This window comes from Chryseolinea lacunae (genome assembly GCF_016735595.1).
Classification (GTDB): Bacteria; Bacteroidota; Bacteroidia; order Cytophagales; family Cyclobacteriaceae; genus Chryseolinea; species Chryseolinea lacunae.
In genome coordinates, this window is the sequence record NZ_JAERRB010000002.1 from 607,189 (window position 1) to 633,565 (window position 26,377).

Below are 26,377 nucleotides of genomic sequence, written 5' to 3' on the forward strand. Positions count from 1 at the left end.
CTTGAATAATCGTGGCGTGAAAACGCCTTTTTTACGTGATTTTGGAGGAGTGATGTGCAAAGGTACAAAACTTTAGCGAGAGTACCGTCACTCCATCCCAACCCATCCATCCGGAACCTTTCCGGGTCGTTTCAGCATCAATCCCAACCGTCTGACACATCGGCAACGCATACAAAACCGGTTTTTCGATAAATTGATTCCAAGACCTTTTCGAACAACCCAAACTACCACCCCAACCCATGAAATCATTTTTCTTCCTCCTTTGCTCGCTGCTGGCGAACGCAATGCTGGCGCAGGAACGCCCCATCGGCATCTTTCAAGACTATGCAGACGTGGGCTCGCCCAAGTTTGCCGGCGCAACCCAGTTCAACGACGACACGCAGACCTATACACTCAAAGGTGCCGGCTACAACATCTGGTTTGCACGCGATGAGTTTCAGTATGCCTACAAAAAACTGAAAGGCGATTTTATTCTCACAGCCGATTTTGAATTTGTTGGCGCCGGCACCGATCCCCACAGAAAGATCGGTTGGATGATCCGCGAATCGAAAGACGACAACGCTGCACACGTGACCGCCACGGCGCATGGCGACGGCCTCACGGTGTTGCAATGGCGCATGCTGAAAGGCGCCTTCATGCGCGACCCCGAAGACGAGATCTTTCCCACGAAAAAAAATTACCAGATCATTCAGGTGGAACGCGTGGGAAAGAAGATCATCATGCGCGCTGCCCACCGTGGCGAGCCGTTGCAAGTGATCGGCTCCGTAACGCTCGATCATTTGAAAGACGAACTACTGGCCGGACTGTTCATTTGCTCACACAACCCCGATGTGGTGGAGGAAGCCCGCGTGTGGAATGTTCGCATCGATCAGCCCGTGGCCGAAAATTATAACCCCTACAAAGAAGGCTTCATCGGTTGTCGCCTGGAAGTGATGAACGTGTGGGATGGAAAACGCAAAGTGATTCGCGAGTCGACCGGTCGTTTCGAAGCTCCCAACTGGATGCCCGTAGGGCAGAAGCTTTTATTCAACGAAGGCGGATCGCTTTATAAAATACCCGTGAACGGCGGAACACCCGAGAAACTCAACACCGACTTTGCCAACCGGAACAACAACGACCACGGCATTTCATTCGATGGGAAAATGCTTGCCATCAGTCATCATCGCGATGGCCTGCCCGGCGGTGGTTCCACCGTGTATGTGTTGCCGCTGGAAGGAGGCACACCAAAACAGATCACCGACAAAACGCCTTCTTACTGGCACGGCTGGTCACCCAATGGAAAAGACGTGGTGTACGTGGGGCAACGCGATGGCAAGGTGTATGACATCTATAAAAAGTCCATCGGCGGTGGCGAAGAAATTCAACTCACGCAAAACAAAGACACGCACGTTGACGGTCCCGAATATTCTCCCGATGGCAAATACATCTACTACAACGGAAACCAATCGGGCACTATGCAACTCTGGCGTATGAAGCCCGACGGCACAGCAAAAGAACAACTCACCTTCGACGAGTACAACAATTGGTTCCCGCACATTTCGCCCGATGGAAAATGGATTGTCTTCATTTCTTTTCCACCCGACATCAACGTGAACGACCACCCGTCCTACAAGCGCGTGATGCTTCGGCTGATGGGCGTCAACGGTGGGGCACCACGCGTGATCGCCTACTTGTATGGTGGACAAGGCAGCATAAATGTTCCTTCCTGGTCTCCCGATAGTAAGTATATTGCGTTCGTGAGCAATTCGGGTAAGTGAGATCCACTTGGCTGCACAACGCCCGATTTAATTTTTGATAGGGTAGGATGATAGAGATAAAGCACGCAGACATCATTAAATCGGGCGAACGCCTGTTTGATAATTTTAGTTGGACGATAAACGCGGGAGAACACTGGGTCATCACCGGTGCAAATGGAAGTGGCAAGACGCTTCTGCTGGAATTGCTGGCCGGGAAAGTGCACTTGCCAAAAGGCGAACTGCACATGGATTTTATCGCGGGCAACACCTGGGATGAACGCCATGCCGAACGCAAACGCAAAATTCACTACATCCCCACACACGCGCTGCAGGCCTTCCTCGCCAACACACCCAATCTGTTTTATCAACAACGTTACTACACCCTCAACGAGTCGGAGACCACGCCCACGGTGCGAAGCATATTGGGAAAGGAAGCAGACCAACTTGAAGCGCTCAACATTCCCCCCAGCCTTTCCATCGCGCACCTGCTCGACGTGGAGGTGACACGACTGTCGAACGGACAACTGAAGAAGGTGTTGTTTTGCAAAAGCATACTCAGCGAAATTCCAAAGGTGTTGTTGCTCGACTATCCCTTTGAAGGGCTGGACCCGCAAAGCCGGAACGATCTCTGTGCGTTCCTCGATTTCATCGCCACCACCTACGGCATACAAATCATCATGGTGGATCACTATCACCAACTGCCCACGGTGATCAACCGGAGACTTGTGCTGGAGAAATTTGGTGTTAAGAAAACGGAAATCGTGTCGGCACAAAGCGAAATGGAATTGCCGTTGGCGACAACAACGACTTCAATCATAGAAGAAAGCAATGGGGAGCCTGTCATTGCCATTCGTGATCTCAAAATTCAATATGGCGAGAAAGTAATTCTCGAACATTTTAACTGGCATGTCAATCGGGGAGAACGTTGGGCGCTTGTTGGCCGGAACGGTGCGGGCAAGACCACGCTGTTCAGCATGATCTTCGCCGACCACCCCATGGCCTACACGCAAAACATCTCGCTGTTTGGTCGCCGTCGTGGCAGTGGCGAATCTATCTGGGACATTAAGCGGCGCATCAACTACCTGGGGCCTGAACTGATCAACTACCTGTCGCCAAAGTCCATTCCGCAATCGGGCCGGTGGTACATCACCAACCAGAACAGGAATGCCCCCGGCGAAAAGCTGCAAACGCTGGTCGACTATTTTGATGCCGGTCACTACATTGACAAACCTGTGAACGTGTTTTCGTCCGGCCAACTGCAAATGCTGCTCATGATGAGTTGCTTCCTCACAGAGAAAGAACTTATACTGTTGGACGAGCCCTTCCAATTTCTCGACCTGGAACAACGCGGGCGCATCACATCCTTTTTGCAATCGCAGCTTCATGCCGACACCACCCTAATTCTCATCACCCACGACGCGCAAGACATTGCAGAGTGGGCAGCGCACACGTTGAGGCTGTGAAGTTGGCTTCTGTTCCGGCCTAACCTTGAAATGCAGCGTCAGCAAATGATTTATGTCGTTCTGCGGGTCTGCTTCAAAAGCGGCTGGGTCATCGCGAATCGCATGTAAGAATAGCCACGACGAAATTTTCACTTTCGTTTTGTACGAGCCGGCAATCATTGTTTCGAATGCGATAAATCCCGCAATCGCTGAGCGATCCGGGCCGACACGGTTGTGGGAAACTTTTTCGAGAGCCTTTGCGTAGTTAGCTCAGATTAATATATTTACATTGATCTATACACGATCATGGCACTGAACTGGAAACAAGTAGAGAAGATTTCGAAGGCTTTGGGCGACTCAAACCGCCTCAAGATCCTGCAGCATATCTCAAAAAGAGGAGGGTGTGGGCAATGTTCTGAGATCCAGGACGTCATCGACCTTACACAGCCCTCCATCAGCCACCACATCAAGATTTTAGTGGAAGCCGGCTTGATAGAAGCCGAAAAAGAAGGACGGAACCATAAATACAGCCTCAACGAACAGCTCGTAAAAGACTATACAATGGCCGTTAACTTGCTGAAATCCAACTAGTCCTTTTTTTTGAGAAAATACATCGAAAAATTTAAATGTATCGATGAACTTTTCGGGAACGAGACGGCTTATAGCATAAGAAACTGACGGTATTTTTTTGAATAAATACATCGAAACATTTAAATATATCATTCTTTAATATAATCATACATGCACATGAATACTTCCACAGCCCTTCAATCCTATACACTCGGTCAACACCTTCTCACCAATAAAATCGTGATGGCACCCATGACGCGTCTGCGGGCAGTCGATAATATTCCCAGTCAGCTTATGGCCACCTATTATGCGCAACGCGCTTCTGCGGGCCTCATCATTTCAGAAGGGGTGTCGCCCTCACCGAATGGATTGGGTTATGCACGGATGCCCGGCATTTATTCTGCGCAACAAATTGAAGCCTGGAAGCCCATCACCAGCGCCGTGCACAAAAAGGGTGGTAAAATTTTCGCACAGCTGATGCACGTCGGACGCATCGGCCATCCTGACAACCTACCGGAAAACGCACGACTCATTGCCCCATCGTCGGTGGCAGCCAATGGAGAAATGTGGACCGATCAAAACGGACACCAAAAATTCCCGGTTCCCGAAACGATGGACGATGTCTTGCTGCAAAGCACACGCGATGAGTTTGTGCAAGCCGCACGCAACGCCATCGCTGCAGGCTTCGACGGTGTGGAACTGCACGGGGCAAACGGCTACCTGCTCGAACAATTTCTTTCGCCCCACACCAACCAGCGCACCGACAACTATGGCGGCAACATAACAAACCGCGCGCGCTTTGTGCTGGAAGTGGCCCAGGCCGTGAGCCTTGCCATTGGGGCCGATCGCACCGGCATTCGTTTGTCGCCCTTCGGCGCGGCCAACGAAATGCCTTACTATGAAGAAGTGACAGCCACCTATGAATATCTGGCGGAGCAGTTGAGCGACCTCGGCGTTGCCTATGTCCACCTCGCCGATCACTCGGCCACCGGTGGCCCGGAAATTCCGCTGAGCATGAAGCGCGCCATTCGCGACAAGTTCAACGGCACACTCATTTTAAACGGCGGCTATAGCCTGGCCGGTGCCACAGAAGATATCGAATCTGGCCTGGCCGATCTGATAGCCTTCGGAAGACCATTCATTAACAACCCCGATCTCGTGGATCGCTTCCGCAAAAACTTTCCGCTCAACCTATTCCTGGATGCGCGAACCCTCTATTCGGGCGGCGCCAAGGGTCTCATCGACTATCCGGTGTTTGAGGATGAATCGGTGAGCGTCTAAAATTTTGAAAAGACCAGCTTATATATAACAAACCTAAAACGCTTAAATGCTATGTCAACAAAAATCAAATCTTTCAGTGTGGTAAGTGCCCGCATCGTGCTCGGACTTATCTACTTCGTCTTCGGACTCAACTTCTTCCTGCACTTCCTGCCTACACCTCCCTCGGCTGGCGGACCGGCCGATAGTTTTGCAGGCGCGTTGTTTCAGTCGGGCTATTTCTTCCCGTTCCTGAAAGGCCTCGAAGTGATTATGGGAATCCTGTTGCTGGCCGGCGTGTTTGTGCCGCTCGCGTTGGTGATCCTCATGCCCGTGAGCATAAACATCCTGCTCTTCCACGCCTTCCTCACCGACAACGTGGTGATGGCTGTGGTGATCATCGCCCTGCAACTTTACCTGGCCTGGGGCTACCGCGACTATTTCAAACCCCTGTTTTTGCCGAAGGCGACGGCGAATATCTAATACAATTTAACTCAGCGGATAGATGAATGGTGTTAACCCCGGCGCAAGTTGGGGTTAACATTTTTTTTTGGTGGTGTGTATCGGTGATATTTATAACCGAATTAGTCCATGCCATGGATGGATAAAAAATCAGAAACAACTATGCCGCTCGTTCTGAAAGCACCCGCAGATCCCAAGTCGATATAGAATTTTTGTGAAGCGATAGACTTCGCCATGCCAAAGGATTATTTGGAATTCATGGCCGTGTCGAACGGTGCAGAAGGTGAGTTGAACAACACCTACCTCAGGCTTTGGCCCGTGGAGGAATTGATTGAACTCAATCGGGGTATGATGTGCCGGAATTTGCACCCGATTTTTTTGTTATCGGATCGAACGGCGCTGACGAGGCGTTCGCGATTGATAAGAACACGGGGAGAATATTACGAGATGCCTCTCATACTCATGTCGGCCGAAGAGGCCATAGCACTGGGCAACGACTTCAAAACTTTTGTGGAGACATTAAGCACCCGCGATTGATCTCAGAACCCCAACCCCAACTGTTGCTCATCCTTTTTCCGGACCGCCTTCGGTTTTCCGCGGGGCACCGAAATCACTTCACCCTTCCGGATGTAAAGTAAAAAACCGGTGATGTCGATGAAATTCATCTGGCGCAAAATCTCCATGTATTCCGACACCTGGTGTTGGTCGGCGCGTGTGGGCTCTCCGGTTTTGAAATCGATGACGATCGCTTTTTTGTTTTTGATGAGCAGGCGGTCGATGCGATTCTCGATGCCGCCCGGCATGAGGATGGGAATTTCGGTGCGCACATCCCACGCTTCGCTAAACCACGAGGCGATCTGATCGTTGCGCAGCAGCTCCTGCAACTGGTCTGACAACTCCTCTTTCTGACCTTGTGTGATCAACCCTTCCAACACAATGCGGTCCAGGGTGTCGGGAATGTCTTGTGCATACTGAATGCGCGACAGCACCGCGTGCAGGTGAATGCCGTAGGTGATTTTTTCCTGCTGCTCCGAAGGCGTGTCTTCAAAAAATGATTTAGCCGACTGGCGCATCACCAATTTGTTACGCCAGCGGAACGACGTATACACCGGCAACGTCATGGCGTTGTCGCGGGCCACCGATGTGGAAGAGGCAGCCGACCACACGCCGGCGTTGTATTCCTGCAACGCTTCGCTCCAGTGTTTTTCGTTTTCTTTCGGGATGCTCGCATAGAGCAAGGCCGACACATTCTTTTTGGTGTTGCGCACGTCGGGGTGTGGGGCCATCACCATGAGGCCGGTCTCGGCGCGAGTCAGCGCCACATAGAGCAGGTTCAGGTTGTCGAGGTAGCTGCGGGTGCGTTCGGTTTCGTAGTAGTCGGCGAAGTAGGTTTGTTGCAGGATGCTGGAATATTTCACCGGCATAAAGCCCGCGTCCGCATAAGGTTGTTGTTCGGCCGTCACCCACAGGTGTGGCGAGCGCAGGGCGTCGTGGTCGAGGTTCCAGGTGCAGAAGGGGATGATCACATATTTGAACTGCAGACCCTTCGATTTGTGCACGGTCAGAATCTGCGCTGCGTCTACCTCACCCGAAACCTGCACCGATTTTTTGTGTTTGTTGTTTTCCCACCATTCCAGGAATGCACCGAGATCGTTTTTTTCGCGTGTATAAAATTCCAGCACCAGGTTTTGGAAGGCGAGGAGATAGGCAATTTCGCCGGTCACGTCGCCGAGCTTGAAGATGTCGATGATGGTTTCGGTGAGCTCAAACAGCGGCAGTTTTTTCAACGCCGGTTTTTCTTTCTTGAAGGCGTCGGGCAGGTTGCCTTCAAAGAACACCTGGTTGGTCACAGCAAACACTTCGGTGAGGTTGCGGCCCGGCTCGTGCAGCTTGGCAAACTCATAGCCCAGTTGCGCGCGCGCAATGGCATCGTCCGGGTTTAGCAAATAGCGCAGGGCGCCGAGCAGGAGGTTCACCGTGGCTGCACCGTCGAGGCGAAGCGATTCGTTCGAGATCACATCGTAGGCACAGCCGGGTTTGGCTTTGCCCGAATTTTTGTAATTGAGCAGGTGTGCCACAATCTCTTGCCCTTCTTCATTCTTGCGCACAAGAAATGCGATGTCTTTCAAGGGCACGCCCATTTCCTGGAGGCGTTCAAGGTAAAGTGGAATTTCGTCGAGCGCTTGTTCCTTCCACTTCATCGATTCTTCTTCGTGCAAAAATTTCACCTGCACAAAGCCTTCGCTGTGGCGCGATATTTTTTGGGTGATGTCGCGATAGGCTTCCACGGGAATGGACTGTCCCGTTTCCATCGTCACGATCTTCGATGCCTTGTCGAACACGGCGTTGTTGAAGTCTACCACCACGGGTGCGCTGCGGTAGTTGCTGCTCAGTTCCTTCACCGACACACGCGATGGGCCAATGTGGTGTTCAATTTCCTGTTGCAGCAATTTCAGATCGCCACCACGCCACCGGTAGATGGCCTGCTTCACATCGCCCACCACCAGACTTGAAAATCCCTGGTCGAGACTGTTTACCAACAGCGGCAAAAAGTTTTTCCACTGCATGGCCGACGTGTCCTGGAATTCGTCGATGAGGTAGTTCTTGTAGAACGAACCCACCTTCTCGTAAATGAAAGGGGTGTCGCTGTCCTGGATCACGCCGTTCAAAAACTTGGGGGCGTCGGCCAGTAACATCAGGTTGTTTTCGTCTTTGTATTCGCGAAGCTTGCGCGAGATGTCGGCCAGCAGCCCGAACACATACAGGTTTTGGATGGCCACTTCGGCGCTGAGGCTTTTTTCGAAGTGCGCATCATAGTCTGCCATCAGTTGTTGAATGATGGGAATGATTTTGTGATCGGCCACCGCGATGAGGCCCTGCCGGTTGCGACACGTTTTGCTGGGCCAGTTTTCGGCGGTCATGAAGTAGGTGGCCACGCGATCGCCGGCAGGCTTGATTTCTTTCAGTCGTTTTTCGGCAGCATATTGTTCAAGAAAGCCATAGAGCCCCGAGCCTTTGCCATAGTGTATGTCGCTGGGGTTCCATTCGTTAAGCAGAGAGAGGGCTTCTTTGGCGGGCGCCGTCACTTTGCTGAGGAAGAAGTTTTTTTGTTGCCACAAGGTGGTGCGGAGCGTATTGAAGAACTTCCGGTCGCTTGTGGTTTTGATGACCAGCTCTTCGATGTCCTTAAATTCTTCGCGGAAGATTTCGTTCGAGAAGTCAATCAGGTTCTGGCGCACATCCCAGGCCCGCTCGTTCTCCAGGTTCTCTTTGGCAAACTCCACCACCCAGTCGGTCAGTTCTTTGTTGGCGCCAAGTTCGTCGATGAGGTTGTCGATCACTTCCTCCATCACGGCGTCTTGCTCAATCTCCAGGCGATAGTCGCCCACCAACCCGGCTTCGCGCGTAAACGAGCGTATCACCTTCTGGAAAAAGGCGTCTATGGTGCTGATGGAGAATTGTGCATACTGGTGGAGGATGGCCGACTGTGCTTCCTGTGCATACTGGCGAAAGGTGTTGTTGTCCAGCCCGAGTTCGGCCTTCAGTTCGTCGGCCAGCGGGTCGGGCTCGCCTTTGGCAAACGTGTCGAGATACCACAGGATGCGGTCTTTCATTTCCTGCGTGGCCTTGTTGGTGAACGTCACGGCCAGGATATGCTTGAAGTAGCCCGCGCGATATTGCAGGGCCAGCAGCAAATAGGCTTTGGCCAGCGTGCGGGTTTTGCCCGAACCGGCCGAGGAGCGATATATGGAGAATAGTTTATCCAGGGAATGCAGCGTGTTAGGAGCGTGACATGAACAAACGTTGAAAATAACAACGGCTTTGCACCGTCACGCCGGTTGCGGGCAAACTTACTGAAACACGGCAAGAATACAGGATGTTTGCCACGCCAATCGATGAAAAAATCGAAAAAGGCCGTGACTGCCGGCGCTAATATTCTGGCCGGTTAGCCCTTACCTAAGCCGTCGGCACGGTATTCATCGTGTGGGGCAGTATGGAACCTAAAATTTCATAACTTGAAGGGCGTCTTTCTATGAGAAAACTGTTTTTGATTTTCCCGAAGCTGGTGTACTCTTTTCCCGTTCAGCTGTTGCTGAACAACATCAAGCGAAATCATGTGTTGATATTGTGCTGGATCATTCTGTTTGCCATGGTCACGGGCAGCTTCGGTAAGTATCTCGGCATTCCCTACCTTTTTCTCGATCCCGAATACCTCAACCAGGTGAACTTCCGGAGCTTCTTCATCATCGGCATGGTGTCGGCGGGGTTCACCACGGCGTTTCACATCACGTGCTACATCACCGACGGCCATCGCTTTTCGTTTGTGGGTGCGCTCAGCAGACCGTTCTCGAAGTTTGTCATCAACAACAGCATCATTCCGGCAATTTTTCTGGTGGTGTATGTTCACGAAATCATTCAGTTTCAGATCAGCAACGAATACAGCCGCACCGGCGACCTGGCGTGGAATTTGGCTGGGCTCATTGCAGGCTATGCAGTGATGTCGCTCATCTTCTTTGTCTACTTCTGGTTCACCAACAAAGACATCTTCAAGTATGTGGTGTGCCGCATCGACGAAAAGATCAAACAAAACGTGAAGGTGACGCGCGCCAGCGCCATGAAGAAACTCGACATCGCCCGCAAAAAACAAATACGGGTCGACAACTACCTTGACTTCACACTGAGATCACGTGAGGTAGAGGATTCCAGTTTCTATGATAAGTCCACCATCTTGCAGGTGTTCGATCAAAACCATTTCAACCTCGTCATCATCGAGCTGTGCATCTTCGGGTTGATTTTGGTGCTGGGCATTTTCAAAGACTATCCGTCGTTTCAGCTTCCGGCTGCGGCCAGCTTCATCATCTTCCTCACCGTGTTTGTGATGATGGCCGGGGCATTTTCCTATTGGTTTGGCGGATGGTCGGCCACCACGGCGCTCATTCTTTTCCTGGTGCTCAACCACCTGGTGGGCGAAGAATACCTCACCAAGCGCTATGAAGCGTTTGGCCTCAACTATCAAATGCCCGCGTCTGAATATTCGGTGGCGTCGCTGCGTAAATTGAACGACACCGTCCATGTGCAGCGCGACTGGCAAAACAACCTGGGCATGCTGGAAAACTGGCGCCGGAAATTCCCCGACGATCACAAACCCAAAATGGTTTTTCTCTGCGCCAGCGGCGGCGGAAAGCGCGCAGCCCTATGGACACTCACGGCCCTTCAAACGGCCGACAGTCTCACGCACGGCGACCTCATGGAGAAAAGCATTCTCATCACCGGGGCCTCGGGTGGCCTGATCGGCGCCAGCTATTTTCGCGAACTGAAGCTGCGCGACAAGCTTGGCGAGAAGGTGAAACCCTACAACGAAACCCATCGCCATCGCATATCGACCGACAACCTGAATCCCCTCATCTTTAGCCTCATGGCCAACGACCTGTTTGTGGGTTTCACAAAATTTGAATACAACGGCAACTACTACTATCGCGATCGCGGCTACACCTTCGAAGAACAACTGAACCAGATCACCGAGCGGCTGATGGACAAACCCATCAAAGCCTACGACAGTGTGGAACAACAGGGCCTGGTGCCCATGATCATTCTGGCGCCCACCATTGTGAACGACGGCCGCAAACTCTACATCGCGTCGCGCCCGGTGTCGTTCATGAACTACGACATCATGAGCTTTCCCGACTATGCCCTTTCGAAATATGCTGGCATCGATTTTCAGACGTTGTTCGTGGACCAGGGTGCGGGCGACCTCCGTTTTCTGTCGGCCCTGCGCATGAGCGCCACGTTCCCGTATATAACACCCAACACAACCCTGCCCACCGAGCCGGCCATCAAAATTATGGACGCCGGCATCTCCGACAACTTCGGCCTCACCGATGCGGTCCGTTTCATGTATGCCTACAAAGACTGGATTGCCGAAAACACTTCGGGTGTGGTGTTCGTGTCCATTCGCGATTCGCCCAAGCTGGGCACCATCGCCCCCAAAGTGGGCCAGACCATCATCGACGATGTGACGCAGCCCATCAGCAGTGTCTACAACAACTTCGAAAATTTCCAGGACATCAACAGCGACATGCTCATCAACCAGGCCAAGTACTGGTTTCACAATTCCATCGACCGCATCGACATTCAATACCAGGCCGAGTCGTATGTGCCCATTCTTCAGAAAATGGATAGCATCCGCCAGAACAATTCCCGCGCGTCGCTCAGCTGGCGCCTCACCACGCGCGAGAAGTATGGCATCATTTCTTCGATCAACTCCGACGAAAACAAAGTCGAGTTGAAGAAACTTTCGGAGTTGCTAAAGTAATTGTCCCACTAAAAACGTCTTCATTGTTACTCTGTGCGCAAGGCATCGGCCGGGTTGCTGAACGCCGCCTTGAGTGCCTGAAAGCTTATGGTGAGCAACGCAATGACAACCGATGCGGCACCGGCCAGCACAAAGATGCCCACACCGATGTGGATGCTATATTGAAAATCTTTCAACCACTGTGTCATCGCGGCATAGGCCACGCCGCTGGCCAGCACAAACGAAATAAGGATGAGCACAATAAACTCAACCGACAGTTTGTAGAAGATGGTGGCGTTGCTGGCCCCAAGCACTTTGCGGATGCCGATTTCTTTTTTGCGTTGCTCTGCCGTGAAGGCCGACAAGGCAAACAAGCCCAACCCGGCAATCACCAGCGCGAGCACCGTGAAGTGCGTGAACATGTTGGCAAAGGCCTGCTCGTTGCGATAGAGGTTGGCAAACTGTTCGTCGAGGAATGCATATTCATAGATAGTGCCCGGGTTAACTTTTTTCCAGGTCTGCTCCACAAAGGCCAGGGTAGCGGCTGCATCGTCGGCTTTTATTTTGATGGCCATGGCGTTGTTGGTTTTGTTGTAGAGCATGAACATGGGCTCGAGTTTGTGGCGCACGGTGGCAAAGTGAAAATCCTTGACCACACCCACCACTGTGTAGGGCGTTTGATCGTTGACGGTGGCGCCCGTTTGCAGCGATATTTTTTTGCCCACGGCATCGTTCCATTTCAGCAGGCGCAGCATTTCTTCGTTCACGATCATGGAAAGCGAATCGTCGAAGTCGAGCGAAAAGTTTCTGCCGGCCGCCATCGTCATGTCCATGGTGGGAATAAAGTTTTCGTCGGCCACCATGATGCTGGCAATGATGTTGGTTTCGCTGGTGGACCCTTCGGGAAAGATGTTGGTGCGTCCCAGTTGCTGGCCGATGCGCGACGATGAAGTTCCCACCGAAACCACATTTTGGTTTCGCATCAACTCTGTGCGAAGCGTCGTGGCCCGGGTCACTGCATCGCCGTTTTGTTGCATGGTGATGACCTGGTCGCGACTGTAGCCCAGGTCGGCATCATAGATGAAACGCATTTGCTGATACACAATGCCCGTGCCCACCATGAGCGCGATAGAAATCGTGAACTGCAACACCACCAGGGCCTTGCGCAGGTGGATGCCTTTTGTTGAATTTTTGAACGAGCCCTTCAACACCAGGATCGGCTTGAACGACGACAACACAAACGCCGGATACAACCCTGCAAGCAAGCCCACCACCAACACCAGCGTGCCGATAACGACAAGACTGAAGGGACGGAACAAAATGGCGGCATCGGCAAAACGTTGATAGGTGTTGTTCAACAACGGCACCGCCGCAAACACCACGGCAATGGCCAACAGGGCCGCCACGGCCGTGACCACAATCGACTCGGTGAGGTGCTGACCGATGAGTTGGTAGCGCACCGCGCCAATCACCTTGCGCATGCCCACTTCTTTGGCGCGACCCGCCGACTTGGCGGTGACGAGGTTCATAAAGTTTACGGCCGCCAAAACGAGGATGAGCACGGCAATGGTAGAGAGCACGTATACATTCAGGATGTCGGATTTGTTGGCGTTGGTCTCGAACAGAATTTCTTTCGACTTAAGATGCACATCGCTTAGCGGTTGAACGACGGGCGTAAAGAATTGATAGGCGTTGTTTTTCTTGGTGATGGCCTGCAGTTTGGCGTTGAGGTCGGGAACATTGGCGGGCTTGTCGAGCAGCAGATACGAGAAGGTGAAAATTCCCTGCCACGTTTGAAGTGCCTGTTGCAGACCGTCGTCGTTTTGGCCCGGCACCAGTGAGTGGAGCAAGTCGAATTGCAGGTGCGAATTTTTGGGAAGGTCGGCCATCACCGCCGTCACAAACAGGTCGGTGGTTTGAAAGAGTTTCACCGTTTTTCCAATAGCATTTTCGTTGCCAAAGATTTTTTTGGCCAGGCTTTGGGTGATGACAATGGAGCCGGGTTTGTCGAGTGCACCTTTTGTTTGGCCTTCCACAATGTGGAAATCAAAGATGTCGAACACGCTGGGGTCTACGCGGAATGCGGCTTCACACTTCAGCATGTTGTCGCCATAGCGCAGGTCGTAGCGGCCGCCGCCGGTGAAGCGCACGCTCTCCACCACCTCGGGCAACTCGTCTTTGGCGGTTGGTGCCAGCATCGGTTGGGTGACTCCCACATGCTTGCTGCTCACCCCTTCGGCGCTATCGATGGTGAGGATGCGCACAATGCGGGCGTATTTATCGTGGAAGGTGTCGTAGGAAAGATCTTCTTCGATATAGAGATAGATCATCATGCTGGCGGCCAGGCCGAAGGTGAGGCCTAAAACCTTGATCAGGGAATAACCTTTTTGTTTCAGAAGGTTGCGTAGGCCGATGATGAAGTAGCTTTTGAACATACGATTAGCGGATTAGTTAGACCGTGTCAATTCAATTCCAATGCCATTGCTAAAACCTCGAATTCAGCGCTGAATGCGCGAACGTGTTCTTTCGGGGTGAGCGTTCGCGTGCAATGTTGTCCGGCGGCGGTCGTAGAATGTTGCAACAGCGACCAAAATGATCGTGTCGCAGAGGAACAAATGTGATCGGAAGTGCGTAAATTGAAATACACACCCAGACCGCGTTAGCCGGCAAGTAAAAATACATTTTCCCGCCGTGTTATTCATCGTCCTATCAGATGAGTAGTTTGTAGGTATTGGCTTGATACTGACAAAACTCAACATATGAAAGGTTTATCTGTACTGGTCACGATCATCATAGTGATGGCCATGGCCGCATGCGACACGCCCACCGTTCCGGAAGACGACAACACTTCGGCCGTGGGTGAAGAAAACAAAGCAATCGTGGATAAATATATTCAAGCCAGTCTCACTGGCGACGTAGGCACCATGGAACAATTTATGGCCCCGAACTTCAAAGACCACGGCCCCGTGAAAGGCGACACCACCAGCAGATCGCGCTACCTCGAGCGAACCCAAAAAAACTGGCAGGAAACCTTTGCCAGCATGAAATACAATCGCATCTCCGCCCTGGCCCACACCGAAGAAGCCGGTCCCCTCAAAGGCGACTGGGTGCTGGAGTGGGGCACGTTGGGCGTGACCTACAAAAACGGGCGCCCTCCGGTGTCGATAAAGATTCACGTCGTGTATAAAATCAAGGACGGGAAAATTGTTTATTCCTCGTCCTACTACAACGAAGCCGACGCCCTCAAACAACAGGGCTATGCCTTTGTGCTGAAAGACGAACCCGTGAAAGAGAAAGTGATCGACTAGTACACATCACGCGTTTGCGCGACATTTTTTTAATGCGCCATGAAGCCGCTGAACAACGGCTGTGCATGGCGTATTTTTTTTGCCCTTTGAAACTAAACCGGGCGTGTCCACATCGAAAGGGCGTGGTCTTTGCAGTATGCGGAATCGCCGTACCTTTGGCGCAAGGTCAACCCCACATGTCCGTCACCATGAATTGTATGTCGTCTGTTTTTTTTCGAAAAGTTTTTCTCTGTGTTTTGTTCTCCCTGGCGGGATGGATGGCCGTTGCCCAGGCCTACAAAGCCGAAGAATTCCAGGCCACAAAGCTGAAGGCGCGTTATGGTGCCATGATCGTATACAACGGGCGCACCAATGCCTTTTCGTTTCGCATCGCGGCCGACTCTATCGGCACCCCCGAAAATCCGAACTTCCTGTGGGTGGATGGAAAACTGCTTCAGGCCACCATCATTCCCTTCGTGCAAAAAGCAAACTATGCCGACCTTGATGAAGCGGAACAAAAACGTTTGTTGGAAGCCTACCGGAAATACGAACAATCGTATTTCGAAAAAGAACTGAACGCCAAGCTCAAAACCAAGGCGGAGTTTATCACCCTCAACCACAAAACCATGTTGTTGTGGACCATCGAAATGCCCAAAGACTCGGGCAACCTCTCCAAACAGTTTTTCATTTTCACCATCTGCTTCGACCAGATGCTCACCTTCAACATGCCAGTCGAAAAAGGCCAGGACGAAGTGGGCGTGAAAGACGTGCTGACGCGCACGGCCGAAAGCCTGGAACTGAGTTATGGGAAACTATACGATCTTAATAAATTATACTACGAACTGAAGTAGTCTGCGAAGTTCTATCCCGCGTCAGCGGTTCCATCATTCGCTGCGCAACGATTTCACCGGGTTGGCTTTGGCTGCTTTCACGGCCTGAAAGATCACCGTCACCAACGCGAGCAACAGCGTCAGCACACCCGAGCCTGCAATGATCCACCACGAAATGGAGATGCGGTAGTCATAGTCCGCCAGCCATTGATTCATGAACCACCATCCCAATGGCGCGGCGAACACAAAGGCCAGCAGGATGAGGCGTGTGAAGTCGGTCGACAACAGCACCACCACATTCGAGATGGTGGCACCCAACACCTTTCGGATGCCGATTTCTTTGGTGCGCTGCTCGGCCGTGAACGCCGCCAGCCCAAACAATCCCAGACACGAAATGAGAATGGCCAACCCGGCAAACACATTGGCCAAACGACCGATGCGCTGCATGTCGGTGAACTTGCGATTAAATTCGTCTTCGGTGAATTGGTAAAGGAATGGATAGGCCGGGTTATATTTTTTGAACACGCCTTCAATGCGCGTCATGGATTGCCCTATGGGTTGTGAAGCCGAGAGGCGCACCGTCACGTCCGTTACCCATCCCGGATCGTAGACCACGATGGTGGGATCTACGGGCCGATGCGGATAGGCCATTATCACGTCTTCGGTCACACCAACGACGGTGTAGGTGCGATCGCCTGTGGTGAGCTTTTCGCCAATGGGATTTTTGAAGCCGATATAGTCGCGCGCGGTTTCGTTGATGATGATGGAGAGCGAATCGTTTACGGTGGGAGAGAAGTCGCGCCCTTGCAACATTTTTACATGAAGCGTTTTTGTGTAGTCATAGTCCGTGCCCACCACGGCAAACGACTTGCGTTGGTCTTCAAATTTTCCGGGCCACACCACGTCTACAAAACCATAGATGGAGGTGATGGGGCTCGATGATTTTGTGACCGACTCGGCCGCACCGCTGGCGAGCAAATCACGCTTGATGGCGTCAAAGTTTTTCGGGATGTCACCATTGGCACCGATGGTGATGAGGCGGTCCACATCGTAGCCGGTGGGCCGGGTGCGCAGGTGGTTAAGCTGTTGATAGATGACCGCGGTAGAAATGATGAGCACAATGGAGAAAAAGAATTGCCCGATCACCATCACTTTGCGCGGGGTGCTTCCATCCTTTCCGGTTTGAAGTCTTCCCTTCAGCACAGCCGCCGGCCGGAAAGAAGAAAGATAAAGTGCGGGATAACTGCCCGACAGAAATGCCGTGAACACAATCACACCAAACGACGCCAGCCACAACCAGGGATTGCCATAGTCGATGAACAAGGTTTTGTCGACCAGTAAATTGTAGAAGGGCAAAAGACTTTCGGCCAATCCCAGCGCAATCACAAACGCCAGCAGGGTAATAAAAAACGTTTCGCCCAGAAACTGGAAGATCAGGTCCTTGCGTCGCGAGCCAACACTTTTGCGAATGCCCACTTCGCGTGCCCGCCGTTCCGAACGCGCCGTGGCAAGGTTCATGAAGTTGATGCAGGCAATCACCAGAATGAAAATGGCAATGATGGTGAACATGCGCACATACACAATGGTGCCCGTGGCGCTCTTGCCTTCTTTGAACTCGCCATACAAACGCCACCGTTCCATGGGCAGAAACGTGACCTCGGCCGTGGTGTTTGCTTCGTGTTTTTTGATGATGCCCTTCACCCGGTCTTCGATGGCCTGCGGGTCGGCGCCTTCTGCGAACTCCACATACATGTTGAACGAACTGTTGCCCCACTCGCTCAGTGCCGTCTTTGTCCAGGGTTCGCGAATCATGTAGGTCGAGAAGGGCAGGAGGCAGTCGAAAACAAACGTGGAATTGTTGGGAACATCTTTGATCACACCCGACACCTTCAGGTCCACGCGATCGTCTACACGCACCACCTTGCCCAGCGCCGGTTCGTTGCCAAACAGGGCGCGTGCCGTGCTCTCGGTAATCACTAGGGTGGAGGGATCGGTCAGTTGAGGGGCGGGCGGTCCTTGCACCACGGGAAACGAAAACATGGTCAGAAAATCTTCGGCCACGTAGTAGCCGTGTTTATAGAATTTTTTATCACCAACGGTCAGCAGGTAGTCGCGGCCCCAGTCGGTAGGCACCACGTGCGCGATGTCGCGTTCTTCTTTAAGGCCTTCCCACAAGCCGAGGGGAACGGCGCGTTGGGTTTGGATGCCCTGGTCGCCCAGTGCATTGATGTGCACGCGATAGAGCCGGTTTTTCTTTTCATGAAAGTTATCCCACGACCGCTCGTCGGCCACCCACAACAAAATGAAAATGGTGCAGACCATGCCGATGGAAAGGCCCGCGATGTTGATGAAGGAGTAGACTCCGTTTTTGAGGAGGCTTCTCAAAGCGATCACAAAATAACTTCGGAACATAAGAGGTTCGTTTTTTTTATTCGTTTCGAAGAGCCTTCACCGGGTTGGCCACGGCGGCGCGCACCGATTCAAAGCTCACCGTAGCTAACGCGACAAACAACGCCGCAAGCCCGCTGTAGATAAAGATCGTGAAATCTATGGGCGCCTTATATTCAAAACCTTTCAGCCACTGCGACATGGCATACCACGCTATGGGCACGGCAATCACAAACGCGATGACCACCAGCTTCACAAACTCTTTCGACATCAACGTCACAATCTGGCTCACGTCGGCACCAAGCACCTTGCGCACACCAATTTCCTTGAAGCGACGCTCGGCCATAAAGGTTGACAAACCATAGAGTCCCAGACACGAAATGAGCATGGCCAACGCCGTGAAGCTTGTGATGATGGACGCCACCTTGCGATCTTCTTCATAGTTCTTGCGGATGGAATCGTCGAGAAACGTATACTCAAACGGCGTGTCGCTGTTGGTGCTCTTCCAGATCTTTTCGACGGAGGCAATCACATCTTTGAAATGGGCCGCGTCTACTTTCAGAATCACAAAGTCGTAGGAGCGGTCTTCTGGTGCCATGCGAAAGAGGAGCGGCCGGATTTTTTCTTTAAGCGAACTCTGGTGATAGTCTTCCATCACCCCAACAATGTGGAACGTGGATTTTTCTCCCTGCCATTCCGTGAACACGTCCTGCCCCACGGCTTTGTCCGGATCGAACCCGATCGCTTTGGCACCGGTGCGGTTGATGATGATGTTGCCGTTGCTTTCGGTTGCGCGGTGTTCGCTGAACGAGCGGCCGGCCACCATTTTAATGCCCAGCAATTCCAGGTAGCCATGACTCACATAGTTGTTCAAATGATCGACTGCCTTTTCCATGTTGGCGCCTTGCGGATAGATGGAGAAGTCAGACCAGATTTGTGACCCGGGCAAATAGTCGGTGGCCGCCACACTTTGCACATGGGCTGCGCGACGAAGTTCGTTTTGAAGCGCGTCGGCATTTTTCGACGCCGAGGCTGTGCGTAACGGCAGCACAATTTTGGCGTCGGCGTTGAAGCCAAGATTTTTGTTTTCGATATAACGCAGCTGACTGCCGATGATGAGCATGCCACACACCAGCGCGATGCCGATCATGAACTGAAACACCACCAGCGACTGCCGCAGCAGGCCCGAGCCACCGCTCAACGAAATCTTGCCCTTCAACACTTGCGCCGGCTGAAACGACGAAAGGTAGAACGCCGGATAACTTCCGGCCACAAGACCCGTCACCAGCGTGAGGCCCACCAGCGAAGCGATCATATACCACACGTTGTCCGTGCCAAGTGTGATGCTTTTTCCCGTGAGGTTGTTAAAGAACGGCAGCGCCAGTTGCACCAGCACAAGGCTGAGCAAAATAGAGATAAGCACAATTACCATGGCCTCGCCAAGAATCTGTCCGATAAGCGAACTGCGGAATGCCCCCATGGCTTTGCGCAACCCAATCTCGCCCGCGCGCTTTGTGGCCTTCGCTGTGGACAGGTTCATGAAGTTGATGCAGGCGATGAGCAGAATGAACACCGCGATCGATGCAATGATATAGATATAGATAATGCGCGGACTCTTACCCACCTCCGACCGCAAGTAAATATCTTTCACCGGTTCGATCGACAACGTTTTGAACAGGCCAAGCGCTTTCATGTCTTCGGCTCCGTGCTTCACCAGCACTTCGTTCATTTTTTTCTCCACCGCCTTCACGTCATGTCCGGGGGTGAGTCTCAAATAGGAGGGCACAAAGTTTTGTCCGGCCCACTCGTCCTGGGCATCCGGCGAGCGCATATATTCGGCCCAGCCCGAACTGGTCATGGAGATGAAGAAGTGCGGCATCACGTGGCTCTTGTGCGAATCGTCGAACACGCCCGTGATTTTGAAATCGCCCGCAGGTCCGCCAAGGCTCACGCTGATCATCTTGTTGAGCGCCTCGCTTGAGCCAAACAGTTTGTGGGCCATGGTTTTTGAAATCACCACGCTGTTGGCATCGGTGAGTGCTTTCGCGGGATTGCCTTCGAGCAACGAATAGGCGAGCACATCAAAAAGGGTGGAGTCGGCCAGGTAGCCGTCGCTTTCATAGAAGATGTTGTCTTCGTAGCGGATCAGGCTTTGGGTAGCACCGGGCGGATTGAGCAGGCGCGTGGCCGACACCACTTCCGGAATCTCGTCGCGCAACGCCATGGCAATGGGCGGAGAGGCCGTGCCCGATTCGTCAATGCCCATGTCGCCCTGAAAGTGTGTGACGATGCGATACAGGTTGTCGCGGTCGGCAAGGTGCGTATCTACCTTAAATTCGTCTTCGATATAGAAAGCCAAAAGCAGACAGCACGCCACCCCAAGCGAAAGACCAAAAATGTTGATGAACGAATAGGCCTTGTTCCGACTGATGTTGCGTAGTGCGATCTTGATATAGTTCCTGAGCATGATGCGGTTAGTTTTTGCGAGATACCGGGCACGTTCCAAGATCAGTGCCAGTCCGCCATATCGCCCCACAGGGGCTGCAATGCTGCAATTTTCATTTTATTCACGATCAATACCGAACGCAGGTGTCCGCATCCGGCCGCTCAGGAAAGCCGTCGCTGGGTGACCCACCACTGGTTTCCGAAGGGATCGGCAAAGCCGGCGCTGCGGCCATATTCGCGGTCGCCCGGTTCCTGCAGCGAGGTGCCGCCGTGGGCCAGGCCTTTTGCATAGAGGTCGTCGGCCGATTCCACCATAACAAACATGCCTGCGGGAAATGGTGGGTAGGTGTCGGTGGCTTCTGTGAACATAACCACCGCTTTGCCGATGCTGAACTCGGCGTGCATCACGGTGCCGTCGTCGCGCTTGCCGGCATATTGTTCCGTGGCGTTGAACACATTTTTAAGAAAAGTGATGAACCTGGCGGTGTCTTTAATGACCAGGTAGGGCATGATGGGCAAATAGTAGTCCGGTGTTTTCATAAAGATGATACTGGTGTTTAATGAAACTGCGGGCAACGATGTGTTGCTCGTTACGCGAAGTAACATCAGAGGGTGCTATCAGAAATTGTAAAAATGCGACATCAGGCATCGCGGTATTCCACGCCCTCTGCCTTTCCCGAAAAATAATAGCCCGGATGATAGCCCGAAAACTCCCGAAACTCATGGATGAAATGCGACTGATCGAAATACCCGCACCCATAGGCAATCTCCGTGAGCGATTTCTCACGATTGCCATATTCTTCGAGCGACGATTGAAACCGCACAATGCGCGAAAACAATTTCGGACTAAAGCCCGCATGCACTTTAAATTTCCGTTCGAACTGGCGCCGCGATAAAAAATTGTCGTGGGCCAACGCGTCGATGTTAACCGCACCGTTGGCATGAATCACACGCTGAATGGTGAACGCCACAGCATCCTCGGCCTGATAGTGCCGGATGAGTTTACGTTCCAGAAACGACGTCAGCAACGCCCTGCGTGAAGCATGACACGGTGCCAACGCCATTTGTTCTTCAAGGTCAACACCTTCCTGCCCCAGCAGCGTGTGCAGGTCGGGCATCTCGTTGGTGAGCTCCTCTGCCGGATAGGCAAACAACTGGGGAATGGCATACGGATAGAGGTAGGCACCAAAGATGCCAAAGCCTTCGCAGGTCACAAACCGGTTGTAGCGTTTGGTCTGCGCATGCAATCCTGAGACAAAAGACTTTTCTGTTTTTCCATCTTCCAGTAACTCATCGAACCTTCCCCGAAAGTGGAATACAAGTTCCGGGCATCCGGAGGCCATGGTGCGGTGCACGTAAGGCGTTGCACAGGATGCTTCTCCTTCCAGCGCCCAGAAGCAGCGCACAAAGGGTGCGAGTGATGGGGGTGGCATGAAGGTGTGGTAAGGCATTGGAAATGATTTTTTGTAGAGGTAAGATACGTTGAAAGGGGAGAAAAGTGAACCCTGTATGAGCGTTCGCGCTGAGTGTTTTGTGGGATAGGTTGTTTTTTCTTTGGTGAGTTTTCGTGCATTCCATAGCTCCGCTCATGGCCGCGGAGGCCTCGCATGTTCCCATCAGGGCTAGATCCGATCCGCGCATGCCACTGCCAGGCCAAAGACCGTATCAGGCCGTGATAGGAACATGCTGGAAGGGGTGAAGGGATGGTGCCGTGGATAGGTGAGTGAATACAATTACCCTCACCAGGGCAATTTTCTGGCTCCATCAGGAGCCCACTAAGAACGATGAAATGCTGTGTGACAATGACGCACACACTGTCGTCAAAAATGTAAATGACCACCAGTCCGTATTGCTGCAAAGACAATGTTGTGAAATGCACGCACGAATTTTTTGCTAAAATACTTCACAGAGATGATCAACAGATCCCAACCACCAAAGGCACATCAAAAATACATTCAGCAAAAAAGAACGCGTAGACAGCAGAACCCATCAAAAAGAAACCCACATCGCCACACATTAGACACTGCCCGCCTCACACCACACACCCACACCCCGTTCCAGCATGTTGCCATCTGGGCCTTGGCCTACCTTTGGCCTGGCATGGGCACGTGCGGGTAGGGCATAGTCAAGATGGGAACATGCGAGGCCCCGCGGCCATGAGCGGAGCTATGAAATGCACAAAAACAAAAAAAGAAAACCATAACTATCTCACAACACGCTCAGCAAGAAGCGGCACACTAACAAACAAAGTTCGACATCAAGCAAAAAGAAGAAACAAAAACCTAATTAATCATTCCTCTCTCGCTTAATCTTGACCTTCGCCATCGGCCCCACCTGAATAGGCACCTTCTCCACCTCGAGGTTCGCCGCCTCAATACCATACAACTCTTCCGTAGAAAGACTATGCTCCTTCAGCAACCGGTACCCTTGAATAATAACCCGGTCAAAACTCGAAATCTCACTATCCGAAGAAGCCCACGAATGAAGGATGATAAACTTGAAATCCGACATCATGCTATACTTATGCAAGGAAGGATACGGGCTCGTCAGATCAATCTCCCCCGCGTCGGCCATTTCATGAATGATCTTATTGAAAAGCAAATTCACCCGATGATCAGTCTTGAATCCCAGCTTGATGCGCACAAAGAAACATTTCTTGGGAATGATCGTGTCCACCACATACTTGCTGCTGAACGGACTGTCTACCGTTTCCACGTGCACAAACCAGAACACATCGGCTCGCTTGGGACGTTTCTTGAAAATGGAGTAAATAATGTTCGAGTCGATGTAGCGCTTGCTGTCGGCCATGGCCAGATACACCAGGTTGGTGGCTTCCTTGGGCACAGAGGTGTCGGCTTGCAGATCCTGCAACATGCCCACGTAGTGCTTCAAATCCACAAACTCCGTGTGCCGGTCGCGCAGCCCGCGTGCGTGCAGCAGGATGTACATCATCATAAAGAACAGAAAGGCAATGGTGAACGTGAACCAGCCGCCGTGCTGAAACTTGTCGAGGTTCGAAATGAGGAACATGCCTTCTACAGAGAAGAACAAAAACGCCAGCGCCGCCGAGCGGATGGTCGACTTCTTCGCGGTCATGAAATAGAACACCAGCAGCGACGTGGTCATCAGCATGTTGATGGTGATGGCCAGACCATAGGCACCTTCCATCGACGACGATTCTTTGAAGATGAGCACCACGGCAATACAACCCAGCAGCAAAATCCAGTTGATGGCCGGCACATAAATTTGTCCCTTCAGCTGGCTTGGGTAGCGCACGCGCGTGCTGGGCCACAGCTTCAGCTTCATGGCTTCGTTCACCAGTGTGAACGTGCCCGAGATGAGGGCCTGGCTGGCAATGATGGCGGCCATGGTGGCGATGATGATGCCGAAGATGAGGAATTGTTCGGGGATGATGGCGTAGAACGGAATCTGATCGCCCATGGGCAAGCCCTGGTGCTCGAGCAGCCATGCACCTTGACCAAAGTAGTTGCAAAGCAACGACAGTTTGATGAAGCCCCAGCCAAAGCGAATGTTTTCTTTGCCGCAGTGGCCAAGGTCTGAATAGAGCGCTTCGGCTCCCGTGGTGCACAGGAACACCGCGCCCAGCAACCAGAAGCCGCCGGGATATTTGGTGATGAGGTTGAACGCGTAGATGGGGTTGAATGCCTTGAAGATTTGCGGATGGTCGTAGAACTGCATCACGCCAAACACGGCGATCACCACAAACCACACGAGCATGATGGGACCAAACGTTTTGCCCACCACGCTGGTGCCAAACTGCTGGAAGATAAACAACGCCACCATGATGGTGATGACGATGGTGACTGTGGGAATTTCGGGATTGAGAATGCGCAGCCCTTCAATAGCCGACGACACGCTGATGGCCGGTGTGATGAACCCGTCGGCAATGAGCGTGCAGCAGCCGATCACCGCGGGATAGATAACCCACGAGGCTTTGTAGCGCCGCACCAAGGCATAGAGCGCGAAAATTCCACCTTCTCCTTTGTTATCGGCGTTGAGCGCGAGATAGACATATTTGAGGGTGGTGATGAGCGTGAGCGTCCACACCACGCACGAAAGACCGCCGAGAATCAGGTCTTCGTTGATGACCTGTGTGCCGACGATGGCTTTGAATACATAGAGCGGTGAGGTTCCAATGTCTCCGTATATAATTCCGAGGGAAACAAGAACACCCCCGACAGAGAGCGGGGTTTGATATTTATCGTTCGATATGGCCATCCTGTTATACCCCGACTTTCGGAAGGGGTGTCATGAGTATAGAGCTTGTGTTGCTCGGCATGGGGCGCCGAAAGTTGTCAACTAGTATGTTATGTGAACCAAAGGTGGAATTGAAGTCAGAAGAACACAGGTGGGAGAACGCGGTGAAAGAAACAGCCAACGGTCGCAAAAGCAACATCATGCCAACGCCCAGCGCAGCCCTGAGGCTTGCGAAACCTCCACCAGCAATGTCAATGAGGGGTTTGCCCGGGTTAGCAATACGCATACGCGTGGTTTTTTAGTGTGGGCATGGAAAGGTTCAGGTATCGTTCCAAACGTCGCAAATTTAACTTCCTTTATACAATCCCAAAAACAAAACAACATAATGTTGGCAGTTGTTTGACGAACACAACAATCGCCAAACGCCGAAAAGCCGTGGCCGTTGTGTTTAACCAGCGTATCCATTGGCACCTTAACTGCTAAAAAAAATAATTTGACAGACCAGCCCTTTTGGCATCGAAATCAACTGTATTTTTGCTCAAGAACCCCTAAAACCAAACTTCGTATGATCAGAAAGCTCGCTTTTGTGTTACCCGTTGCTGCTCTTCTTGCAGGCTGCGGCGCTAAAGAAAAGGAAAAACTCCAGTCGCAGGTAGACTCCCTCAAGGTAGAACTTGAAACCAGCCAGAAGATGGCGCAAACGTTAACTGAAGTCGGCGCCATGATGGATTCCATCGACGCCAGCCGTCAGCTGTTGCGTGTGAACATGGTAGAAGGAACAACCTACGACGACTACAAGACCCGCATGAAAGATATCAACGGGTATGTGAGAGACACGCAAAAGAAAATCGACGATCTCGAAAGCTCACTCAAAACCTCAAAGGCTAACGCCAACGCCTTCAGCAAAACCATCAAAAAGCTGAAAGCCGACCTGGAATCTAAAACACAGGAAATTGCTGGTTTGCAAGAGCAGGTAGACAAATACCGCAACGAAAACCAAAACCTCATCACCACGGTGGGTATGCAGGAATCGGAACTGGCCGACAAGCAAACACAAATCGAAACCAAAACACAGGAGCTTGCCCTCATCGAAGCCCGGGTTCAGGAGTTGATGATCCAAAGCAAAATGACGGAAGCCGACGCATATTTTGCCCGTGGCCAGGCCGTTGAAGAAGCTGCTGCACGTACCAAACTGGCTCCCCGCAAGAAAAAAGACACCCTGAGAGAAGCCATCGAGCTCTATAAAAAGGCACTGTCGCTGGGCAAAGCCGAAGCACAGGAAAAAATCACCACGCTGGAGGCGAAACTCTGATCGTTCCCCTCTCCGTGAGCCAAAAAGAACCTCTGCAAGGCGCAGAGGTTCTTTTTTTGTTTCGAACCGGCCTTCCCCCGGCCGTCTAAAATTTAATAGCCAAGAACCCTCACTTTCTTACTACCTTTGCATCTCGAA

The 26,377-nt window shown here is 52.1% G+C and carries 17 protein-coding genes; 10 read left to right on the plus strand and 7 right to left on the minus strand.

The genetic code is table 11. The features are described 5' to 3' along the window. Positions 1 to 239 precede the first annotated feature (239 nt). The 6 genes from JI741_RS08245 (at position 240) to JI741_RS08270 (ending at position 6,004) form a co-directional block, all read left to right on the plus strand. The gene (locus tag JI741_RS08245; protein ID WP_202008566.1) at positions 240 to 1,757 is read left to right on the plus strand and encodes a TolB family protein; all 1,518 of its coding nucleotides are present in this window, start codon (positions 240 to 242) and stop codon (positions 1,755 to 1,757) included. Positions 1,758 to 1,804: 47 nt separating this feature from the next. Then, a complete protein-coding gene (locus tag JI741_RS08250) occupies positions 1,805 to 3,199 on the plus strand; it encodes an ATP-binding cassette domain-containing protein (protein ID WP_202008567.1) in 1,395 nt (464 codons plus the stop codon). A gap of 285 nt (positions 3,200 to 3,484) precedes the next feature. Beyond that, positions 3,485 to 3,769, plus strand: coding sequence for an ArsR/SmtB family transcription factor (locus JI741_RS08255; protein WP_202008568.1), 285 nt, complete (start codon positions 3,485 to 3,487; stop codon positions 3,767 to 3,769). Positions 3,770 to 3,925: 156 nt separating this feature from the next. Next, positions 3,926 to 5,029, plus strand: coding sequence for an alkene reductase (locus JI741_RS08260; RefSeq protein ID WP_202008569.1), 1,104 nt, complete (start codon positions 3,926 to 3,928; stop codon positions 5,027 to 5,029). Positions 5,030 to 5,080: 51 nt separating this feature from the next. After that, complete coding sequence (locus JI741_RS08265) at positions 5,081 to 5,488, plus strand: DoxX family membrane protein (protein WP_202008570.1); 408 nt, start codon at positions 5,081 to 5,083, stop codon at positions 5,486 to 5,488. 213 nt (positions 5,489 to 5,701) lie between these two features. Next, positions 5,702 to 6,004, plus strand: coding sequence for a hypothetical protein (locus JI741_RS08270; protein WP_202008571.1), 303 nt, complete (start codon positions 5,702 to 5,704; stop codon positions 6,002 to 6,004). A 2-nt stretch (positions 6,005 to 6,006) separates the two neighbouring features. Here the strand turns inward: JI741_RS08270 and JI741_RS08275 are convergent, their stop codons facing one another. Continuing rightward, on the minus strand, positions 6,007 to 9,279 hold the full coding sequence (locus JI741_RS08275; protein ID WP_369411743.1) for a UvrD-helicase domain-containing protein: 3,273 nt from the start codon (positions 9,277 to 9,279) through the stop codon (positions 6,007 to 6,009). 221 nt (positions 9,280 to 9,500) lie between these two features. Between JI741_RS08275 and JI741_RS08280 the strand changes: the two genes are divergently transcribed. Then, positions 9,501 to 11,780: a patatin-like phospholipase family protein gene (locus JI741_RS08280; protein ID WP_236675950.1), complete on the plus strand. Its 2,280-nt coding sequence runs from the start codon at positions 9,501 to 9,503 to the stop codon at positions 11,778 to 11,780. 26 nt (positions 11,781 to 11,806) lie between these two features. Here the strand turns inward: JI741_RS08280 and JI741_RS08285 are convergent, their stop codons facing one another. Further along, positions 11,807 to 14,194: an ABC transporter permease gene (locus tag JI741_RS08285; protein ID WP_202008573.1), complete on the minus strand. Its 2,388-nt coding sequence runs from the start codon at positions 14,192 to 14,194 to the stop codon at positions 11,807 to 11,809. 324 nt (positions 14,195 to 14,518) lie between these two features. Between JI741_RS08285 and JI741_RS08290 the strand changes: the two genes are divergently transcribed. Both JI741_RS08290 and JI741_RS08295 read left to right on the plus strand, forming a co-directional pair. After that, a complete protein-coding gene (locus JI741_RS08290) occupies positions 14,519 to 15,067 on the plus strand; it encodes an ester cyclase (RefSeq protein ID WP_202008574.1) in 549 nt (182 codons plus the stop codon). Between the two features lie 197 nt (positions 15,068 to 15,264). Next, on the plus strand, positions 15,265 to 15,897 hold the full coding sequence (locus tag JI741_RS08295; protein WP_202008575.1) for a hypothetical protein: 633 nt from the start codon (positions 15,265 to 15,267) through the stop codon (positions 15,895 to 15,897). A 33-nt stretch (positions 15,898 to 15,930) separates the two neighbouring features. Here the strand turns inward: JI741_RS08295 and JI741_RS08300 are convergent, their stop codons facing one another. From JI741_RS08300 to JI741_RS08320, 5 genes are all read right to left on the minus strand, one after another. Next, positions 15,931 to 18,288, minus strand: coding sequence for an ABC transporter permease (locus tag JI741_RS08300; RefSeq protein WP_202008576.1), 2,358 nt, complete (start codon positions 18,286 to 18,288; stop codon positions 15,931 to 15,933). A gap of 16 nt (positions 18,289 to 18,304) precedes the next feature. Continuing rightward, entirely contained in the window at positions 18,305 to 20,731 is a 2,427-nt protein-coding gene (locus JI741_RS08305) for an ABC transporter permease (RefSeq protein WP_202008577.1), read from the minus strand. A 140-nt stretch (positions 20,732 to 20,871) separates the two neighbouring features. Continuing rightward, complete coding sequence (locus JI741_RS08310) at positions 20,872 to 21,249, minus strand: VOC family protein (RefSeq protein ID WP_202008578.1); 378 nt, start codon at positions 21,247 to 21,249, stop codon at positions 20,872 to 20,874. A 101-nt stretch (positions 21,250 to 21,350) separates the two neighbouring features. Further along, complete coding sequence (locus JI741_RS08315; protein ID WP_236675951.1) at positions 21,351 to 22,142, minus strand: helix-turn-helix transcriptional regulator; 792 nt, start codon at positions 22,140 to 22,142, stop codon at positions 21,351 to 21,353. A gap of 853 nt (positions 22,143 to 22,995) precedes the next feature. Beyond that, on the minus strand, positions 22,996 to 24,948 hold the full coding sequence (locus JI741_RS08320; RefSeq protein ID WP_202008580.1) for a KUP/HAK/KT family potassium transporter: 1,953 nt from the start codon (positions 24,946 to 24,948) through the stop codon (positions 22,996 to 22,998). A 544-nt stretch (positions 24,949 to 25,492) separates the two neighbouring features. On the opposite strand from JI741_RS08320, the gene JI741_RS08325 reads away from it, so the two are divergent. Beyond that, positions 25,493 to 26,239: a hypothetical protein gene (locus tag JI741_RS08325; protein ID WP_202008581.1), complete on the plus strand. Its 747-nt coding sequence runs from the start codon at positions 25,493 to 25,495 to the stop codon at positions 26,237 to 26,239. Positions 26,240 to 26,377 lie beyond the last annotated feature (138 nt).

Bases quoted from the DNA above. Each gene is read 5' to 3' on its own strand.
- JI741_RS08245 (WP_202008566.1), top strand. From the start codon at position 240: ATGAAATCATTTTTCTTCCTCCTTTGCTCGCTGCTGGCGAACGCAATG.
- JI741_RS08250 (WP_202008567.1), top strand. From the start codon at position 1,805: ATGATAGAGATAAAGCACGCAGACATCATTAAATCGGGCGAACGCCTG.
- JI741_RS08255 (WP_202008568.1), top strand. From the start codon at position 3,485: ATGGCACTGAACTGGAAACAAGTAGAGAAGATTTCGAAGGCTTTGGGC.
- JI741_RS08260 (WP_202008569.1), top strand. From the start codon at position 3,926: ATGAATACTTCCACAGCCCTTCAATCCTATACACTCGGTCAACACCTT.
- JI741_RS08265 (WP_202008570.1), top strand. From the start codon at position 5,081: ATGTCAACAAAAATCAAATCTTTCAGTGTGGTAAGTGCCCGCATCGTG.
- JI741_RS08270 (WP_202008571.1), top strand. From the start codon at position 5,702: ATGCCAAAGGATTATTTGGAATTCATGGCCGTGTCGAACGGTGCAGAA.
- JI741_RS08280 (WP_236675950.1), top strand. From the start codon at position 9,501: ATGAGAAAACTGTTTTTGATTTTCCCGAAGCTGGTGTACTCTTTTCCC.
- JI741_RS08285 (WP_202008573.1), bottom strand. From the start codon at position 14,194: ATGTTCAAAAGCTACTTCATCATCGGCCTACGCAACCTTCTGAAACAA.
- JI741_RS08290 (WP_202008574.1), top strand. From the start codon at position 14,519: ATGAAAGGTTTATCTGTACTGGTCACGATCATCATAGTGATGGCCATG.
- JI741_RS08295 (WP_202008575.1), top strand. From the start codon at position 15,265: ATGTCGTCTGTTTTTTTTCGAAAAGTTTTTCTCTGTGTTTTGTTCTCC.
- JI741_RS08300 (WP_202008576.1), bottom strand. From the start codon at position 18,288: ATGTTCCGAAGTTATTTTGTGATCGCTTTGAGAAGCCTCCTCAAAAAC.
- JI741_RS08305 (WP_202008577.1), bottom strand. From the start codon at position 20,731: ATGCTCAGGAACTATATCAAGATCGCACTACGCAACATCAGTCGGAAC.
- JI741_RS08310 (WP_202008578.1), bottom strand. From the start codon at position 21,249: ATGAAAACACCGGACTACTATTTGCCCATCATGCCCTACCTGGTCATT.
- JI741_RS08315 (WP_236675951.1), bottom strand. From the start codon at position 22,142: ATGCCACCCCCATCACTCGCACCCTTTGTGCGCTGCTTCTGGGCGCTG.
- JI741_RS08320 (WP_202008580.1), bottom strand. From the start codon at position 24,948: ATGGCCATATCGAACGATAAATATCAAACCCCGCTCTCTGTCGGGGGT.
- JI741_RS08325 (WP_202008581.1), top strand. From the start codon at position 25,493: ATGATCAGAAAGCTCGCTTTTGTGTTACCCGTTGCTGCTCTTCTTGCA.